The sequence below is a fragment of the Brevibacillus sp. MER 51 genome (genome assembly GCF_023714195.1).
In the GTDB taxonomy this organism is placed as follows: domain Bacteria; phylum Bacillota; class Bacilli; order Brevibacillales; family Brevibacillaceae; genus Brevibacillus.
This window is the reverse complement of the sequence record NZ_JAMAUS010000001.1, coordinates 936,206-953,772: the sequence shown is the minus strand read 5'-3', so window position 1 is coordinate 953,772 and position 17,567 is coordinate 936,206. Positions and strand designations below refer to the sequence as shown.

The 17,567-nt window shown below is 46.6% G+C and carries 19 protein-coding genes; all 19 read left to right on the top strand.

The genetic code is table 11. The features are described from left to right. The first annotated feature begins 15 nt into the window (after positions 1-15). The 19 genes from flhA to M3630_RS03840 all read left to right on the top strand — a co-directional run bounded on the left by flhA (position 16) and on the right by M3630_RS03840 (position 17,566). Positions 16-2,058, top strand: a complete 2,043-nt coding sequence (gene flhA, locus M3630_RS03930) for a flagellar biosynthesis protein FlhA (RefSeq protein ID WP_064202438.1) — start codon at positions 16-18, stop codon at positions 2,056-2,058. Next, complete coding sequence (gene flhF, locus M3630_RS03925; RefSeq protein WP_251251291.1) at positions 2,055-3,401, top strand: flagellar biosynthesis GTPase FlhF; 1,347 nt, start codon at positions 2,055-2,057, stop codon at positions 3,399-3,401. Before flhA ends, flhF begins: the two co-directional genes overlap by 4 nt. Positions 3,402-3,405: 4 nt before the next feature. Continuing rightward, on the top strand, positions 3,406-4,269 hold the full coding sequence (locus M3630_RS03920) for a MinD/ParA family protein (RefSeq protein ID WP_173608006.1): 864 nt from the start codon (positions 3,406-3,408) through the stop codon (positions 4,267-4,269). A 31-nt stretch (positions 4,270-4,300) separates the two neighbouring features. After that, positions 4,301-5,416 (top strand): protein-glutamate methylesterase/protein-glutamine glutaminase, encoded by a 1,116-nt coding sequence (locus M3630_RS03915; protein WP_251251290.1) that lies wholly within the window; start codon positions 4,301-4,303, stop codon positions 5,414-5,416. Positions 5,417-5,437: 21 nt separating this feature from the next. Continuing rightward, positions 5,438-7,462, top strand: a complete 2,025-nt coding sequence (locus M3630_RS03910) for a chemotaxis protein CheA (protein WP_251251289.1) — start codon at positions 5,438-5,440, stop codon at positions 7,460-7,462. A gap of 16 nt (positions 7,463-7,478) precedes the next feature. Further along, positions 7,479-7,955 carry a chemotaxis protein CheW gene (locus M3630_RS03905; RefSeq protein ID WP_007719278.1) on the top strand — a complete coding sequence of 159 codons (477 nt, stop codon included), beginning with the start codon at positions 7,479-7,481 and terminating at the stop codon, positions 7,953-7,955. A 5-nt stretch (positions 7,956-7,960) separates the two neighbouring features. Next, the gene (locus M3630_RS03900) at positions 7,961-8,587 is read left to right on the top strand and encodes a chemotaxis protein CheC (RefSeq protein WP_173608003.1); all 627 of its coding nucleotides are present in this window, start codon (positions 7,961-7,963) and stop codon (positions 8,585-8,587) included. Next, positions 8,574-9,059 carry a chemotaxis protein CheD gene (locus tag M3630_RS03895; protein WP_015891734.1) on the top strand — a complete coding sequence of 162 codons (486 nt, stop codon included), beginning with the start codon at positions 8,574-8,576 and terminating at the stop codon, positions 9,057-9,059. The genes M3630_RS03900 and M3630_RS03895 overlap by 14 nt, the downstream gene beginning before the upstream one ends. Before the next feature lie 3 nt (positions 9,060-9,062). Next, positions 9,063-9,446 carry a hypothetical protein gene (locus M3630_RS03890; RefSeq protein WP_173608002.1) on the top strand — a complete coding sequence of 128 codons (384 nt, stop codon included), beginning with the start codon at positions 9,063-9,065 and terminating at the stop codon, positions 9,444-9,446. A 16-nt stretch (positions 9,447-9,462) separates the two neighbouring features. Beyond that, positions 9,463-10,251 carry a FliA/WhiG family RNA polymerase sigma factor gene (locus M3630_RS03885; RefSeq protein ID WP_251251288.1) on the top strand — a complete coding sequence of 263 codons (789 nt, stop codon included), beginning with the start codon at positions 9,463-9,465 and terminating at the stop codon, positions 10,249-10,251. Positions 10,252-10,282: 31 nt separating this feature from the next. Beyond that, on the top strand, positions 10,283-11,701 hold the full coding sequence (locus M3630_RS03880) for a flagellar assembly protein A (RefSeq protein WP_173608000.1): 1,419 nt from the start codon (positions 10,283-10,285) through the stop codon (positions 11,699-11,701). A gap of 46 nt (positions 11,702-11,747) precedes the next feature. Then, entirely contained in the window at positions 11,748-12,086 is a 339-nt protein-coding gene (locus M3630_RS03875; protein WP_173607999.1) for a hypothetical protein, read from the top strand. 23 nt (positions 12,087-12,109) lie between these two features. Further along, positions 12,110-12,637 (top strand): DUF6115 domain-containing protein, encoded by a 528-nt coding sequence (locus M3630_RS03870; protein WP_173607998.1) that lies wholly within the window; start codon positions 12,110-12,112, stop codon positions 12,635-12,637. After that, the gene (locus M3630_RS03865) at positions 12,630-13,307 is read left to right on the top strand and encodes a DNA polymerase III subunit gamma/tau (RefSeq protein WP_251251287.1); all 678 of its coding nucleotides are present in this window, start codon (positions 12,630-12,632) and stop codon (positions 13,305-13,307) included. The genes M3630_RS03870 and M3630_RS03865 overlap by 8 nt, the downstream gene beginning before the upstream one ends. 244 nt (positions 13,308-13,551) lie before the next feature. Further along, positions 13,552-14,262 carry a 30S ribosomal protein S2 gene (gene rpsB / locus M3630_RS03860; protein ID WP_015891726.1) on the top strand — a complete coding sequence of 237 codons (711 nt, stop codon included), beginning with the start codon at positions 13,552-13,554 and terminating at the stop codon, positions 14,260-14,262. Between the two features lie 137 nt (positions 14,263-14,399). Beyond that, positions 14,400-15,287 (top strand): translation elongation factor Ts, encoded by an 888-nt coding sequence (gene tsf, locus M3630_RS03855; protein ID WP_251251286.1) that lies wholly within the window; start codon positions 14,400-14,402, stop codon positions 15,285-15,287. 159 nt (positions 15,288-15,446) lie between these two features. After that, positions 15,447-16,169 (top strand): UMP kinase, encoded by a 723-nt coding sequence (gene pyrH, locus M3630_RS03850; protein ID WP_007719254.1) that lies wholly within the window; start codon positions 15,447-15,449, stop codon positions 16,167-16,169. A 2-nt stretch (positions 16,170-16,171) separates the two neighbouring features. Further along, the gene (frr, locus tag M3630_RS03845; protein WP_015891724.1) at positions 16,172-16,729 is read left to right on the top strand and encodes a ribosome recycling factor; all 558 of its coding nucleotides are present in this window, start codon (positions 16,172-16,174) and stop codon (positions 16,727-16,729) included. Positions 16,730-16,795: 66 nt separating this feature from the next. Continuing rightward, positions 16,796-17,566, top strand: coding sequence for an undecaprenyl pyrophosphate synthase (locus M3630_RS03840; RefSeq protein ID WP_221869158.1), 771 nt, complete (start codon positions 16,796-16,798; stop codon positions 17,564-17,566). Position 17,567 lies beyond the last annotated feature (1 nt).

The following is a 17,567-nucleotide window of genomic DNA, read 5'->3' as shown; positions in this document are numbered from 1 at the left end:
GAAGGAGGATAACCAGTGGGATTCAAATTTAAAGAAGTTGGTACGATCCTTTTTGTCATAAGCATTGTTGTCATGATGGTAATCCCACTTCCTTCAGCGCTTCTTGATTTGCTGTTGATTTTGAATATCTCCCTTGCATTGACCATCTTGCTTGTGTCGATGTATACAAAAGAAACTTTGGAATTCTCGATCTTTCCGACGGTTTTGCTTATTACAACACTTTTTCGACTGGCCTTGAACGTGTCGACGACGAGAAATATTTTATCGCACGGTGAAGGCGGTAAAGTTATTGAAACGTTCGGTAGCTTTGTAGTCGGTGGTAATCAAGTCGTCGGTTTCGTTGTGTTTTTGATCTTGATCATCATTCAGTTTATCGTAATCACCAAAGGTTCTGAGCGTGTCGCTGAGGTAGCAGCACGTTTTACGCTCGATGCGATGCCTGGTAAACAGATGAGTATCGACGCGGATCTAAATGCAGGAATGATCACAGAAGCAGAAGCACGTGTACGAAGAAAAAAGATTGAAAACGAAGCTGACTTTTATGGAGCAATGGATGGTGCCAGCAAATTCGTAAAAGGGGACGCCATCGCGGGTATTATCATTTTTATCGTAAATATTATCGGTGGTTTTATCATCGGGATGCTCATTCACGATATGAGCTTTGCCGAGTCTGCCTCTCGTTTCACTACCATGTCTGTCGGTGATGCATTGGTGAGCCAAATTCCAGCGCTCTTAATCTCGACCGCAGCGGGTATTATTGTAACGCGTTCCACTTCTGGTGAAGGTTTGGGAGAAGACATCGTCAAGCAAATGTTCAGCTTCCCACGTCTTCTCTATATCGTATCTGGATGCATGTTGTTGCTGGGTCTTTTTACTCCGATTGGAATTTTGCCTGTGCTCCCAGTAAGCGGGATAATGGCATTTGCCGCCTGGAAAATGGAAAAGAACCAGAAGATGCAGATACAAGAATCCGCCGATAAGGTGGAAGAACAGCAAATGGAAGAAGTACGCAGTCCAGAAAGCGTCGTGAACCTGTTACAGGTCGATCCGATCGAGTTCGAGTTCGGTTATGGCTTAATCCCGCTTGCTGATGTGAAGCAGGGGGGAGATCTGCTAGATCGAGTCATCATGATCCGAAGACAAATCGCACTCGAGATGGGGATCGTTGTACCAGTCATTCGTATACGTGACAACATCCAGCTTCGGCCGAATGAATACATGATCAAAATAAAAGGCAACCAGGTCGCAAAAGGGGAAATCATGCTGGATCACTATCTGGCAATGAGCCCGGGGATTGAAGATGATTCCATTGTTGGGATAGAAACCGTAGAACCTGCGTTTGGATTGCCCGCATTATGGGTAACAGAAGAGAATAAGGAGATTGCTGAGCTGTCTGGCTATACAGTTGTCGATCCGCCATCTGTTGTGGCTACACATCTGACAGAGGTCATCAAGCGACATGCCCACGAATTGTTAGGTCGCCAGGAAACAAGGGCCCTGATCGACAATGTAAGGGAGACAGCACCAGTTCTCGTAGACGAGTTGATTCCAAGTTTGCTCGCCATCGGGGACGTACAAAAAGTATTGCAAAAGCTGTTGCGTGAAAAAGTGTCTGTTCGAAATCTCCATGTCATTCTTGAAGCGCTCGCGGATCATGCCTTGTATACAAAAGATCCGGATGTACTGACAGAATATGTGAGACAGGCGATGGCGAGACAGATCACACTCCAATTTACGGAGCCAGGACAACCACTTCGCGTGCTGACAGCTGGAGCAGGATTGGAAAAAGCAATCTCTGAACGTGTGGAACAGTCTGAGCAAGGAAGCTATCTGGCGATGGATCCGGAAACGTCTCAGCGAATTTTCCAAAACATGTCGACTGAAGTGAGCAAAATGATCAACTCGGGTCAACAGCCGATCATTCTTTCATCACCAGCGGTCCGAATGTACTTGCGTCAATTAGTAGATCGCATGATGCCAGACGTTCCCGTTTTGTCGTACAGCGAGCTCGAACCACATGTTGAAGTGCAAAGCGTAGGGATGGTGAACATTTCGTGAGGGTAAAACGTTACATTGTCGATTCGATGCCAGAAGCAATGGAAAAAATCAGGACGGACTTAGGAATGGATGCAGTGATTCTTAATTCCAAGCCGATCAAAACAGGTGGATTGTTCGGGATGTTTGGCAAACAACGAATCGAAGTAATCGCTGCTGTCGATGAAAAGGCATCCGAGCGAGAAAATCCCACAGTAGCAGCTGAACATCGAACCAGCAACGTTTTGCCCAAATCGCAGACGGGTACGTACACGGCTGCTCAAGCGTATCGAAGACCGACTGTGGCAAAAACATCGGAGAATCAACAAGTTCAATCAACAGGGAGGGAGCAGCTCGTAGCCGCGATGACACAAACTGCGGTTGCGACGCCTCCACCAGAAGAGATCTCAGATACGAGAGCTGTGCCAAAGCAAGGAGAGCCAGCTGAGCAGCATGCTCCTGTCACGAGATCCCAAGAAAGAGCTATACCCGTAAGCAATCATGACGCGATTGCCACTGAAATGCGAGATATGCGTCAAATGTTTCAAAAGCTGTTGGTGCATGACTTAAGTGAACAACTTCCTCCGGCGATACAATCTATTCGTGCAAAGTTATTGAAGCAAGAAGTGACGGAAGAGCTAACTGCAGAAATCATTCGAAAAGTAATGGATAAGTCGCAACCGGGTGAAAAATGGACGGAGGAAGAAGCGTTTACGGTAAGCCGAACGATTATCACTTCCATGATCCAGCCATATACAGCATCTTCGCCAAAGCTGGGTAAGAACGTACGGTATGCTTTCTTTTTCGGTCCGACAGGGGTTGGAAAAACAACGACCATTGCGAAGCTTGCGGCAAACAGCATGTTGAAGGAAAAGCGAAAAATCGGCTTTATCACGGCTGATACGTATCGAATGGCGGCTGTAGAACAATTGAAGACGTACGCAAACATCTTGAATGTCCCACTGGAGGTTGTCTTTTCTCCGAAAGAAATGGCGGCAGCGATGGAGCGCTTAAGTGATTGTGACCTCATTTTTGTAGATACGGCTGGACGAAATTTTCGCAACGATGAATACGTCGAAGGCATTCGTGAATTGTTGGAGCATGGCAAAGACAGCGTGAACTACCTGGTACTTAGCTTGAGCTCCAAATTCAATGATATGAAAGCGATCGTCCAAAATTTTGCGGAAGTTCAAGTGAAGCAAGTCATTTTTACAAAAGCGGATGAAACGAACAGCTTTGGCACGATGTTGAATGTTTGTCAGGAGATGAATCTACAGCTCTCCTATGTAACGACAGGTCAAAATGTACCAGATGATATCGTTGTAGCTACACCCGAGCTGGTTTCAACGATGATTATGGGAGAGTAAACAGATGCGTGACCAAGCAGAGCAACTCCGTGAGCGGATGCTACAAAACAAGAAGACACGACCAACTAGACTGGTCACAGTGACGAGTGGAAAAGGTGGTGTCGGCAAGTCCAATTTCAGCTTGAATTTTGGACTTGGTTTGATTGAGAAAGGTCATAAGACGGTTTTGTTTGACTTGGATCTGGGTCTGGCAAATCTGGATGTATTAATGGGAATTACCCCAAAAAAGCATCTGTTTCATTTGTTAGAGCCAGATACGACTGTTTGGGACATTATCGAGCACGGGCCAGGAGGCTTAGAATTCATTGCGGGTGGATCTGGATTTACGCAGATCATGCAGTTAGATGATGAGAAGCTTGATCGCTTATTCTCACATCTGGACCCATTGCAGGGCTATGCCGACACCATCATTTTTGATACGGGAGCAGGTTTTTCAAAAGAATCCATGCGATTCATGCTCTCCTCAGACGAGGTCATCCTTGTTACCACTCCTGAACCACCAGCGATAACAGATGCATATGCAGTCATGAAGATGCTACACGCACGCAATCCTGCTGTATCCATTCGATTGGTGATAAATCGAGCGTCGTCGGAGAGAGAAGGGAAAATGACGGCAGACAAGCTTGCGATGGTTTCCAAACGTTTTTTGAATATGGAAATTCAGTCGCTTGGATATGTTTCGGATGATCCTTATGTTTCAAAAGCTGTTAAACTGCAGCGTCCTTTTCTACTTACATATCCACAATCGCAAGCCGCGAGAAGCATACGAAATCTGGTAGAGCGGTATTTGGATCGTCCGGTTACTTCAGATGCTTCTGTCAGTGGCCTCAAAGGTTTTCTTGCGAGGTTGAGGCACTTCATACGATGAGACATAAAAGTAGGAAGGGAGCGACATTCGAATGAGCAAAATCCGCGTTCTCGTCACGGACGATTCTGCATTTATGCGTAAAGTGATTTCGGACATTTTATCTACTGATCCCGAGATTGAAGTGATCGACCGAGCCAAGAATGGACTCGAATGTATTGAAAAATGTAAACAACTGGCGCCGGATGTTCTCACACTCGACATTGAAATGCCTGTCATGAACGGTTTGGACGCTCTGGAAAAACTGATGAATGAGTGCCCGGTTCCGATCGTCATGTTGAGCAGCCTGACAAAAGAAGGCGCCGAAGCTACGATTCATGCGTTGGAACTAGGTGCGTTTGACTTTGTAACGAAGCCTTCGGGTCCAATTTCTCTCGATATCCACAAAGTGGGAGATCGTCTTATCGAGCGCGTGAAGGCTGCGGCAGCATCGAAAGTACGTTTGAAAAAGCAGATGCCACGCGTAGCCAAACCGGTATCTTTCGAACCAACAGCTGCACCTGGTGCTCCGGCCTCACCAGTAATACGTACGAAAATACCGAGCCCGCCTGCTGTGATGCGGTCACAAGTGGGGGGGAAGGCAAGACTGGTGGTTCTAGGTACTTCCACAGGTGGTCCTAAAGCATTGCAGAGTGTACTGACTGCAATTCCGGCGAATTTTCCGGCACCAATTGCCATCGTTCAGCATATGCCAGCTGGATTCACAAAATCGTTAGCAAATCGACTAGACTCGTTATGTCAGATTCGAGTAACCGAGGTTGTCGATGGCGAGTTTTTGGAAAATGGTACAGCGTACATCGCTCCAGGAGGCTTCCACTTCGAAGTTCGTCAAGTGAATGGCAGACTGCAGGCCTACTTACATCAAGAGGAGCCACGAGGCGGACACAGACCGTCTGTCGATATCCTGTTTGAATCAGTCAGTCAATTGACAAATGTAGACAAGTGGGCAATCATCATGACAGGCATGGGAAATGATGGGACTAAAGGGCTAAAACTCATGAAGGAACTGGGCCGTGTCACAAGTATTATCGAAGATGAGTCGAGCTGTGTTGTATACGGAATGCCACGCGCAGCGATTCAAGCAGGCTTGGCAGACAACGTGGCCCCATTGGAAAAGATTCCAGAGCTGTTGTGCAAGCTCTTGCACTGATTTTTGGGAGGTGGATCACCTATGGATATGAATCAGTATTTGGACATGTTTATTGAGGAGTCAAAGGAACACCTACAGGCGATCAACGCCAATTTGCTACTCTTGGAAAGTGATCCGGGTAACATTGGCCACGTCAAAGAGATTTTTCGATCCGCGCATACATTGAAGGGTATGTCGGCAACTATGGGCTTTGAAGACATGGCGAGTTTGACTCACGAAGCGGAAAATGTACTTGACCTGATTCGCAATCAGAAGCTAACGATTACCAGTGATATCATGGACGCTATTTTTCAGAGTGTAGATTTGATTGAAGGCATGGTCATCGATATCACAGAAGGCGGAGACGGCTCAGCGGATGTATCGGCTATTGTAAAGAAGCTGCGTGCGATTGTTGCAGGAGACTTTTCAGCCGAGCAGGAAGTAGCAGCTACTACTATGGAAGTGGAAGCACCGCAAGAGGAAACTACATCAGCTGAAGATCATGAGCTTGATGATTATGCCATGATGGTCTTGAAGCAGTCTCAGGAGCTCGGGAACAACGTTTTGTGGATCAAAGTGACATTGAATGAAAACTGCTTGCTCAAGGCAGCCCGCTCTTACATGGTTTTTGATCAACTGGAATCCATGGGTGAAGTAATCAAAACGAAGCCAGCTGTTGAAGATATCGAGAATGAGCGATTTGAACAGTCGTTTGAAATCGCCTATGTGACGGAGCAATCGATTGAAAAGGTACGTACTACGATTCTTAACATTTCGGAAATCCAAGATGTGACAATCGAAACCATTCAATTGAAGAAGGAAGCTCCACCTGCTCCCGTAGTGCAACAGGCACCAGCACCAGCTGAAAAGGGTGCAGCAGAAGCTCCTCAAGCACCAGTGAAAAAGGCGACGGCTGGTGGAAAAACCATTCGTGTCGATATCGAACGCTTGGATATCTTGATGAATCTGTTTAGCGAATTGGTCATTGACCGCGGTCGTTTAGAGCAGTTGGCACGAGAGATTGGAAAGAATGAACTGCAAGAAACCGTGGAGCACATGAGCCGGATTAGTGGCGATCTGCAGAACATCATTCTGACCATGCGCATGGTGCCGGTGGAGCAAGTATTCAATCGTTTCCCACGTATGATTCGCGATCTGCAAAAAGATCTGAATAAAAAAGTGAATCTGGAGATTATCGGTGCGGAGACAGAATTGGATCGTACCGTCATCGACGAAATCGGGGACCCACTCAATCACTTGCTGCGTAACTCGCTTGACCACGGAATTGAGTCTCCAGCAGATCGGAAAAAGGCGGGTAAGCCAGAGGAAGGAAAAATCGAGCTCCGCGCTTTCCACAGTGGCAACCATGTATTTATTGAAGTAAAAGATGATGGTGCTGGAATCAATAAAGATAAAGTTCTCAAAAAAGCGCTTGAGAGAGGCATTGTCAATCCTGCCAATGCAGATAGCATGAGTGACAAGCAAATCCACGAGTTGCTATTTGCAGCAGGCTTTAGTACAGCGGAAGTTGTATCTGACATTTCCGGTCGTGGTGTAGGACTGGATGTCGTGAAGTCCAAAATTGAATCGTTGGGTGGCAGTGTCAGCGTAGATTCTGTGCGCGGTCAGGGCACGACTTTCCTCATTCAATTGCCACTTACGCTCTCTATCATTTCCGCGATGCTGGTGCAAGTGAAGGATGAGAAGTACGCTGTCCCACTCAGCTCCATTATTGAGACGGCTGTATTTAAAAAAGATCAAATCATGATGGCTCACCGCCAAAAAGTGATCGACTTCCGGGGACGTGTAGTTCCGCTCGTTTCGCTGCAGGACATTTTCCAAGTGCCTGATAATGGGGAAACGACGGAAGATGAAGTGGCAGTCGTCATCGTACGTAAAGGTGAGAAAATGGCAGGCCTTGTAGTCGATTCGTTCATCGGACAACAAGAGATTGTTCTAAAATCTCTCGGCAAATATCTGGTCAATGTATTTGCCATTTCAGGTGCAACGATCCTGGGAGACGGTCAGGTCGCGCTCATCATAGATTGTAACTCGCTGATTAAGTAGAAGGAGGGGCAGCCACATGCTCGATCAAAAAGAAGTCATTAGCGAAGTCAAAGTGATTGTCTTTCGATTGAAGGACGAAGAGTATGGCGTTGAGGTTCATCAGGTTAAATCCATTGAAAAGCTGGAGCACATCACAAGAGTTCCTCGAACGCCTAGTTTCGTCAAAGGGGTTATTAATCTGCGTGGCGTTGTGACACCGATTATTGACCTGCGAAATCGTTTTAGTCTCGAAGAAAGCGTCTATTCCGAAGCAACTCGAATCATTATCGTGGCCGTAGGTGAATTGGAAGTGGGTCTCATTGTAGATGCCGCAAACGATGTTATCGATATACCAGTTGATGCGATTGAACCGCCTCCAGAAGTTGTTGGAGGTGTGGAGGCTGCTTATTTGCGAGGCGTCGCTAAGCTGGATAAACGACTGTTAATCCTCTTAAACCTCGATAAAGTATTGAGCACTGAGGAAATCAAGCAGTTGGACGCAATTGAGGGGTAAGTAAAATGGGCGATTTTACGAAGTTTGGGGATTTCCAATTTGACGTTTTACGGGAAATCGGGAATATCGGTGCTGGTCACGCTGCCACGGCTCTCTCCAAGCTCATACAAAAAGAAATCGATATGAAAGTTCCACAAGTCAAGATTATCCCCTTCGACGAAGTTGCAGATTGTGTCGGAGGAGCGGAAACCGTAGTAGTGACCGTCTTCCTCCGGGTTGAAGGCGATTGTCCAGGCAACATGTTTTTTATCCTTGATTTGGATTCAGCCAAGCACCTGCTCGAGCAAATCACAGGAATTAATAAAGATGTGCACGAGTGGGAAGAGCTGGAGATCTCCGCGTTGCATGAGATTGGCAACATCTTAACAGGTTCTTATTTATCATCGTTAGCTGATTTTACACAATTAAATTTACAGCCGTCCGTACCTGCACTCGCTGTGGATATGGCTGGAGCTATTCTAAGTTATGGATTAATAGCGTTGGGTCAAGCGGGTGACTTTGCCCTCACGATTGACACCGCTTTTTTCGAAGGCAATGATCAAGTAAAAGGGAACTTTTTCTTAATTCCTGATCCTGAATCGCTCCCAATACTATTTCGTTCATTAGGGGTTCCGTTCGATGGAGATTATTAAGATAGGGATGGCTGATCTCGGTGTGGCAAAGCCGCCGAGCAAGCTGCGTACTACCGGTTTAGGTTCTTGCGTAGGAGTAGTACTCTACGATCATATCCATAAAATTGCAGGTATGGCACATGTTATGCTCCCTGAATCGTCTTTGGCTAAAGGCGGGGAGCTAACGATAGGCAAATATGCGGATACAGCAATCCCTCATCTGATTCAGTTGATGGTGAAAGCTGGTGCGGAGACCAGACACACAGTTGCGAAATTGGCTGGAGGCGCACAGATGTTCGCGTTTTTAGGAAATAATGACACCATGCGGATTGGGCCTCGGAATGTAGAGGCGTGCAAACTTGCATTGAAGGATGCTCATATAAAGATCGTGGCAGAAGATACAGGGGGAAACTGCGGTCGGACAATAGAGTTAGATGCCACAAACGGCATTCTTCAAATCAGGACCGTAAATCAAGGTGTGAAGGAAGTATAACAAATGTTAGGAACCATTTGGATTAATTTTGGATTAGGGATGCTCGCATTTCTTGTAACGCTGGGTACGGCTGTGGCGAGTAATGTCTGGCTCGTATCACTGGAGAGAGCAGGTATTGCATTTGTCCTATTCTTCCTTGCTGCATTTCCAATTCGTTGGCTGCTCGCAACGTTCATACAGTCATCTACTCCACCAATGGTTACGGACACGCTAGAGGGGACAAGCTCTCCTCTAGCAGAAGGTGGGGTCGTTCTGGAAATTGGACAACAATTCGAACAGGAAGAACAGACATTTGCACCACTCTTAATCAACAACATGGAAAGGATTCATCCTACTGAGGATCCAGCCACCGTTGCAGAGGTCGTTAGGCGCTTATCAGATGAGTAAAGGTTGGTGACTATTCGTGGCACGGCTAACCAGTCAAGAAAAAGCAAAAGAGTTCGATAAATGGGTCATGTGGAAGCAAGAGGGAAGTCGCGAGGCGGAGGTTGACTTGGTCACGCGGTTTTTGCCACTGGTAGACAAGGTGGCAAATCGGTTGGCAATTAATCTGCCATCAAATGTGGACAAGGATGACTTGATTAGTTATGGGCGCTTTGGGCTATTGGACGCTTTGGCTAAATTCGATCATACCCGGGGTCTCCAATTTGAGACGTACGCCATGTGGAGGATTCGTGGTGCAATGATCGATGGACTACGCGAGAACGACTGGATCCCTCGTACTGTTCGAGACAAGGCCAAAAAAATCGAAGAAGCATACACCACCTTGGAACAGCAAATGCTGCGAATGCCAACCGATCAAGAAGTGTCTGATTATCTGGGAATAAGCAAAAAGGAGCTTCAACAGGTGTTCTTGGAAACCTCTCTTGCCAGCATGGTTTCAATCGATGAAGCAGTAGGGGATGAAGACGAACAAAAAACAGCAAGGCATTCGTATATCATCGACGAGCTTACACCTCGCCCTGATAATGTGGCGGAAGTATCCAGCTTAAAAGAGGTTCTAGTAACAGTCATCGACAAGTTGCCTGAAAAGGAACGACTGGTTGTCTCCTTGTTTTATTTTGAAGAAATGACCTTATCAGAAATTGCGGAAATCATGAGCTTGTCACCTTCAAGAATATCCCAGTTGCACTCCAAAGCTCTTTTCCGACTTCGTTCTGCGTTGTCCAGATGGAAATCGCAATTGATGTAAGGGGACATTACCCAAGCTTGAGAGGGGTAGAATGATGGAAGGGATCGGGAATTATAAAATAGAAGTAAAAATTTCAGCTGATAAATTGGAGGCCGAAATACTTCTTCGTATGGACGAACAAGATATCGACGAAATTGTCATCTTGGAAACAGATGTCTATAAAGCCTTACAAGCAAGCAATGTGAAATATGGAATTCTCGATGATGTAGTTCGGGACTTGTGCACCTTACCCGCGAAGTATGCAAACGCGAGAGTAAAGGTTGCTCAAGGGATTGCACCTGTGGCCGGAACCGATGGGACTATCGAGTACCCTTATTTGGCATCTATTAATGAAGGGGAAGGTCCAAAAGAGCTAGAGGATGGCCGAGTTGATTTTTATAATGTGACGACAATCCCCAATGTAGCAAAAGGACAACTCTTGGCACGTAAAATACCAGCAAGCCAGGGACAACCAGGCACAGCAGTTACCGGAGAGCCCATCGCTCCCAAAGCCGGCAAGGAAATAAACATAAAGCCTGGGAAAAATGTTGTGCTCAATCAAGAGCGGACGATGCTATACGCCGCTATTGACGGACAAGTATCCTTTACGGAACAGGCAAAAATGAACGTGTTTCCCGTATTTGAAGTAAACGGGGATGTTGATTTTGGTGTTGGCAATATTGATTTTGTGGGAACGGTGGTCATTCGCGGGAACGTATTGAATGGCTTTCGCGTAAAGTCATCAGGAGATATACGCGTACTTGGCAGTGTAGAAGGGGCCGAGCTGTACGCGGAAGGTTCCATTGAGATCAAAAGCGGGATTGTTGCCCAGGACAAAGGCTGCATTGTTGCGGGGAAAGATGTCCGGACATCCTTTATCCAAAACGCCAATGTAACGGCTGGCAATCAAGTGATTGTTTCACAAAGCATCATGTTCTCCACCGTACGTGCCGGAAAGCAAATCATTTGCAAAGGGTCAAAAGGATTCATTATTGGCGGCGTACTGCAGGCTGGGGAAAAGATTGTGGCACGAGTATTTGGGAACAGCAGCGCCACTCCTACGATACTCGAAGTAGGAGTAAAACCGGAATTAAGACAAGAACTGGCGAACATTCAAAAAGAACTACAAAATGTGTATGAAAATTTACGCAAAACAGATCAAGGCCTTGGCGTTATGAATCAGATCCTTCAAGTAAGCAAGGAACTTCCAGCAGACAAACGTCTCATGCAAATCAAGCTAACCAATACTCGTTTGGTTCTGGAAAAAGAAAGCAAGGAATTGGAAGCGCGCAGAAATGATATTGAGCTCGAGCTAAAAGGGGAAGGCCCAGCAGCTATTGAGGCATATCATGTAATGTATCCAGGAATTAAAATGACGTTTGGAAAGCTGGTGCACTTTATCAAGCACGAGTATGCGAGAACGCGATTTATTGTGCTGGACGGTGAAATTAGCACAGCAACTCTCATCTAATCCAGGATGCTTACATACTTAGTGTGACAAAGGGAGTTGGGGCCATATGAGTTTGAAAGCGGTTGAATTGCAGGTGGCAATACCACGCACGTTAGAAGTCAGCCGAATTCAGGAGCATCAGCAACAACGAACCATGCATGAACAACAATCAATGATTGATCAACGAAGAGACCTGGATGAACATATGCGTCAGCGCCCGACCGATCTTGAGCAATCACAAAAGAACCAGATACGCGAACGGGAAAAAAAACAAGGACAGCAAGAGCATCAGGACAAAAAAGAATCCACTGGGAGCCAAATGTCCGAATCGAGCGAAGGTGTATCTACGAATGCTGATCTCATGAGAGACCCGTTGCGTGGACGTATTATAGATATTTCTTTATAAACGAAGTCAAGCCAGAAATAAAGGTGGACAACATGGACGTAGTGTATCCCATCCTGATTGGAGCAGGAATGATCAGCATGCTTCTTGCTTTTATCATTAAAAAGAAGCAGCCTGTTGACTCCTTTTCCTCATTACCGACACAACGCACGACGGACAAGGACGAGCTCGAAAAAAGCGTGCAGCGTCTTCAAAAGCAGGTAAAGCAAGAAACCAATCTTCTTGCTGCAGAATGGCAGGAAATGAGAGCGGACCTTCTCGAGGATATCGCGAGTTTGCGCAAGCGATTAGACTATATGGAAGAGCAATGGCAAACGAGTGAAAGCCACAACAAGCAAGAAGCTCCAAAGGACACTCATAGGATAGAACCAGCACCTCAAGTACAAGAGGTGGATATGCTGGCACTGCGAGAACGTTATCGCCGTGCCTTTGAGCTGAGTAAAGAAGGTTTGTCTCGGGATGAGATCGCAAAACGACTAGGTGCCGGCAGAGGGGAAATCGATTTGATCTTTTCCTTGGCTGACAGGCATGAGCGAGGTCTGGCCGATGCGTAAACAAGAGCTATTATTCGGGTTTGGAGCAGGTCTGATAGTGGCTACCTCCATTATCGGACTGTTGGCTCCTAAGCAGACTGCGCAAGCTCCGGCGATGACTGTCGATCAAATGAAAGTAGCCGCACAAGAGCTGGAAATGGTCGTACTTACAGCAGATGAATACAAACAGTGGCAAGAAGAAAAGAAAGTGAACGTCCAGCCAGCTCCTGGAGTGCCTAAGGCGCCAGTTACGCCAAAGGTAGGACAAACAGCGGCGCCTGTGACAAAGCATCCGCAGACGCCAACTGTACAGCCTACGACACCTGCAGCTTCATCGGAGCAAAAGGTGACTCCGCCAACAGATCCAGTGAATAAGGCCGGCCGACCTACTCCTACCGTACCGAATACACAGACACCAACATCACCAAATGCGGAGGCACCTAAAGCTCCGATAGTGGAGGCACCTTTGGCGGATAAGAAGGTTTCTTTCACTGTTCCTTACAAAGCAACCGCAGAGGATGTAGCGCAGATTTTAGTAAAGGAAGGAATTCTTCCTGCCGAAAATCAATTTGTGGCCCAACTACGTGCCAGTGACAAGCTAAATCGTATTCGAGTCGGCACCTATGAAGTGTCGACTGCCGCTAAGGAAGCAGACATCGTCAAATTGATAACAACACCGCCTAAAAAATAGGCGGTTTTTTCAATGTAACGAAATGTGTCCGTTTGTCGTCTGTCAAAAGGGTCAAAACTTTTTTACGAAATAAATGGAATTCGTTTGTTGCAATTGAAACTTCCATGTGATATATTCATTTACGGTGTTGAAATCGCACGTCCACCAATTCCGGCAACGGTGCTGCCTATGGCAGAATTGCTTGGAACATGCGGTGAGACGGAGGTAGGCATCACAAAAACCATTTTTGAAGGAGGTGTGAAATATGGCAGTAATTTCGATGAAACAATTGCTCGAGGCTGGTGTACACTTCGGTCACCAAACTCGTCGTTGGAACCCGAAAATGGCTCGCTATATCTTCACCGAACGTAACGGAATCTACATTATCGACCTACAAAAAACCGTTAAAAAAGTAGAGGAAGCGTACAACTTCGTGCGTGAACTCGCTCAAGACGGCGGAAAAATCCTCTTCGTAGGTACGAAGAAACAAGCACAAGAATCCGTTAAAGAAGAAGCAGAACGCACAGGTCACTACTTCATCAACCAACGTTGGTTGGGTGGTACTCTGACAAACTTCACAACCATCAAAAAACGTACTGCTCGCTTGGCTGAGCTGAAGCGTATGGAAAACGATGGCACTTTCGCAGTATTGCCTAAGAAAGAAGTTATCGTTCTGCGCAAAGAAATGGATCGTCTGGAAAAATTCTTGGGCGGTATCGCTCACATGGATAAACTGCCTGACGCTCTGTTTGTCATCGATCCTCGTAAAGAGCGCATCGCTGTAGCAGAAGCTCGTAAATTGGGTATCCCAATCGTAGCGATCGTAGATACTAACTGCGATCCAGATGAAATCGATTATGTGATCCCAGGTAACGATGACGCAATTCGCGCTGTGAAATTGCTCACTGCTAAAATGGCAGACGCTCTCCTGGAAGGAAACCAAGGTACAGAGCAACAAGCAACAACAACTGCGTAAGCATGTGTGTTAAAGGGTGGACTGAGGGTGTCAGAACCCCCGTCCATCCTTTTTTGCTGAATAGCGTCGCCGAGGTTAACAGGTGACTAGCTTTTCGATTATAATAGGATCGTAACTTTTCGAGGAGGTTTCACTCAATGGCAATTAGTGCACAAGCGGTTAAAGAACTGCGCGAGCGTACAGGCGCAGGTATGATGGATTGCAAACGCGCGCTGGAAGAAACAGCAGGCGACATGGAAAAAGCAATTGACTTGCTCCGTGAGCGCGGTATCGCGAAAGCAGCAAAAAAATCTGGTCGTATCGCAGCTGAAGGTCTGACTGCAACTGCGGTAGCTGGAAATGTTGCAGCAGTTGTAGAAGTTAACTGCGAAACTGACTTCGTAGCGAAAAACCCTGAGTTCCAAACACTCGTAAAAGACATCGCTGAGCACGTTGTATCCCAACGTCCTGCAACAGTTGAAGAAGCTCTGGAGCAGCCATTCAAAGGTGCTGGCGAGACTTTGGCTCATGTGATCAATGAGAAAATCGCGACTATCGGAGAAAACATCTCCTTCCGTCGATTTGCACTCTCCGAGAAAACAGACAACGGCGTTTTCGGTGCTTACCTGCATATGGGTGGACGTATCGGCGTTCTGGTTACTTTGGAAGGTACACAAGACGAAACACTGGCTCGCGACCTGGGCATGCACGCAGCAGCGTCCAACCCACGTTTTGCTAACCGTGAAGAAGTTTCCGCTGATGAGATCGAGCGTGAGCGTGAAGTTCTGAAAAACCAAGCACTGGCTGAAGGTAAACCTGCTAACATCGTTGAGAAAATGGTAGAAGGCCGCCTCTCCAAATTCTTCGAAGAATACGTACTGGTTGAGCAACCATTCGTAAAAGATACTGACAAGAAAGTAGCTACTCTGCTGAAAGAAGCAGGAGCTACCTTGAAAGGTTTCGCTCGCTTCCAAGTAGGCGAAGGTATCGAGAAGAAACAAGAAGACTTCGCAGCTGAAGTAATGGCTCAAGTTAATAAGCAATAATAAAGGTTATAGGGAACACCTTCGTGTTCCCTATTTTCAAAGCGAGAGTTTCACTTTGTGTGAAACTCTCTGCATGTAAATAGCAGTGTGTACCTGTTCCCAATTAGAAGGAATGAAGACTGGGCACAGAGAATGATTCATGAATGGAGGCCGTTTCACATGCCACTTCCTGCCTATAAACGGGTTGTGTTAAAGTTGAGTGGGGAAGCTTTGGCGGGGGACTTAGGGTATGGTATTGACCCAAAAGTTATTTTCTCCGTCGCTAACCAGATCAAGGAAATCGTAGAATTGGGTGTACAAGTCGCAGTAGTCGTCGGAGGAGGTAACATCTGGCGCGGACTTTCCGGCAGCTCCAAAGGAATGGATCGGGCAACAGCCGATTACATGGGTATGCTGGCCACAATTATGAACTCACTCGCCTTGCAGGATGGGTTAGAAAAAGTGAACGTCCCGACTCGTGTTCAAACCTCGATTGAGATGAGACAGGTAGCAGAACCATACATACGCCGTCGTGCCATTCGCCATTTGGAAAAAATGCGCGTGGTTATCTTCGCTGCCGGTACTGGTAACCCTTACTTTTCAACAGATACGACTGCAGCGCTGCGTGCAGCTGAGATTGAAGCTGAAGTAATCCTGATGGCGAAAAACAAGGTAGACGGTGTGTACTCTGCAGACCCAAGCCTTGACCCGAACGCTAAAAAGTACGACCAGTTGACATTCCTGGAAGTGCTGAATAAAGGTTTAGGTGTCATGGATTCAACAGCGTCCAGCTTGTGCATGGATAACAGTATTCCGTTGATCGTCTTTAACATTTCTGAAGAAGGCAATATTCGTCGGGCAGTAATGGGCGACAAAATCGGTACTCTAGTGAAAGGGGAATAATTATGCCACAAACTGTGCTAAATGACATGGAAGATCGCATGAATAAAGCGATCAATGCTTTGAAAAGAGATCTGTCCAGCCTGCGTGCAGGTCGTGCGAACCCAGCGATGCTGGATCGTGTTACAGTAGACTACTACGGCACTCCAACGCCGATTAGCCAATTGGCAAACATCAGCGTACCAGAACCACGTATGCTGACAATCCAGCCTTGGGATAAAACGGCGCTCAAGGAAATTGACCGTGCGCTGCAACAATCGGATTTGGGAATTTCTCCATCCAACGATGGCGTGATTATCCGCCTGATCATTCCTCCACTCACAGAAGAGCGTCGTAAAGAGCTCGTGAAGCTGGCAGGAAAAGGTGGAGAAGAGGCAAAAGTAGCGATTCGTAACATCCGTCGTGATGCAAACGATGAAATCAAAAAGCTTGAAAAGGCTGCTACTATTTCTGAGGACGATTCTCGTCGTCATCAAGAAACCATACAAAAAACGACGGATAAATTCATCGCCGAAGTTGACAAGATCGTTAAGGACAAAGAGAAAGACATTTTGGAAGTATAGGTAATGGTAATCCCCCTCGTTTGAGGGGGATGTACGTCTATATCTCTCATTACGGGGGAACACTTTATGTTAGAACATCTGGCGCGCAAATGGGGCCGCAAAGAAAAGCAATCGGAGCCAGCCGAGTTGGATCGTTCCGGTAAGATTCCGGAACATGTGGCGATTATTATGGATGGTAACGGTCGTTGGGCCAATAAGCGCAGTTTACCCCGGGTTGCCGGGCACCGTGCAGGAATGAAAGCAGTAAAAGAAGTCGTCAAGGCTGCAGACGAGATCGGCGTGCGTTATATGACGATGTACGCATTCTCTACCGAAAACTGGAAGCGTCCACGCGATGAAGTGGATTTTCTCATGAAACTTCCGCAGGAATTTTTGTCGACAGAATTGGATGAATTAATAGAACGTGGTGTCCGCATACGCATGCTGGGCAGTAAAAACGAACTGCCTTCTCATACGCTGAAAGCACTGCTGGAAGCAGAAGAGAGAACGAAGGACAATAGCGGTCTTCAATTGAATTTTGCCCTGAATTACGGGGGGCGAGATGAACTTGCAAAAGCATTTTCAGAGATGGCAGCACAAGTAAAAGCAGGCGAGCTTCAACCAGAACAACTGACAGAGGAATTGATATCGAGCTACCTGTATACAAGCGAAATTCCCGATCCAGACCTCTTGATTCGTACAAGTGGAGAGATTCGCTTGAGTAACTTTATGCTGTGGCAATTAGCATATACAGAATTATGGTTTACGGACGTGCTATGGCCTGATTTTACCCGTGAACATTTTTATCAAGCAATCGTGGAATACCAAGGCCGAGCTCGTCGCTACGGGGCGGTATAGC

Bases quoted from the DNA above. Each gene is read 5' to 3' on its own strand.
- M3630_RS03890 (WP_173608002.1), top strand. From the start codon at position 9,063: ATGTTAGGAACCATTTGGATTAATTTTGGATTAGGGATGCTCGCATTT.
- tsf (WP_251251286.1), top strand. From the start codon at position 14,400: ATGGCAATTAGTGCACAAGCGGTTAAAGAACTGCGCGAGCGTACAGGC.
- M3630_RS03840 (WP_221869158.1), top strand. From the start codon at position 16,796: ATGTTAGAACATCTGGCGCGCAAATGGGGCCGCAAAGAAAAGCAATCG.
- M3630_RS03915 (WP_251251290.1), top strand. From the start codon at position 4,301: ATGAGCAAAATCCGCGTTCTCGTCACGGACGATTCTGCATTTATGCGT.
- M3630_RS03865 (WP_251251287.1), top strand. From the start codon at position 12,630: ATGCGTAAACAAGAGCTATTATTCGGGTTTGGAGCAGGTCTGATAGTG.
- M3630_RS03910 (WP_251251289.1), top strand. From the start codon at position 5,438: ATGGATATGAATCAGTATTTGGACATGTTTATTGAGGAGTCAAAGGAA.
- M3630_RS03900 (WP_173608003.1), top strand. From the start codon at position 7,961: ATGGGCGATTTTACGAAGTTTGGGGATTTCCAATTTGACGTTTTACGG.
- rpsB (WP_015891726.1), top strand. From the start codon at position 13,552: ATGGCAGTAATTTCGATGAAACAATTGCTCGAGGCTGGTGTACACTTC.
- M3630_RS03875 (WP_173607999.1), top strand. From the start codon at position 11,748: ATGAGTTTGAAAGCGGTTGAATTGCAGGTGGCAATACCACGCACGTTA.
- M3630_RS03905 (WP_007719278.1), top strand. From the start codon at position 7,479: ATGCTCGATCAAAAAGAAGTCATTAGCGAAGTCAAAGTGATTGTCTTT.
- M3630_RS03920 (WP_173608006.1), top strand. From the start codon at position 3,406: ATGCGTGACCAAGCAGAGCAACTCCGTGAGCGGATGCTACAAAACAAG.
- M3630_RS03895 (WP_015891734.1), top strand. From the start codon at position 8,574: ATGGAGATTATTAAGATAGGGATGGCTGATCTCGGTGTGGCAAAGCCG.
- M3630_RS03880 (WP_173608000.1), top strand. From the start codon at position 10,283: ATGATGGAAGGGATCGGGAATTATAAAATAGAAGTAAAAATTTCAGCT.
- pyrH (WP_007719254.1), top strand. From the start codon at position 15,447: ATGCCACTTCCTGCCTATAAACGGGTTGTGTTAAAGTTGAGTGGGGAA.
- frr (WP_015891724.1), top strand. From the start codon at position 16,172: ATGCCACAAACTGTGCTAAATGACATGGAAGATCGCATGAATAAAGCG.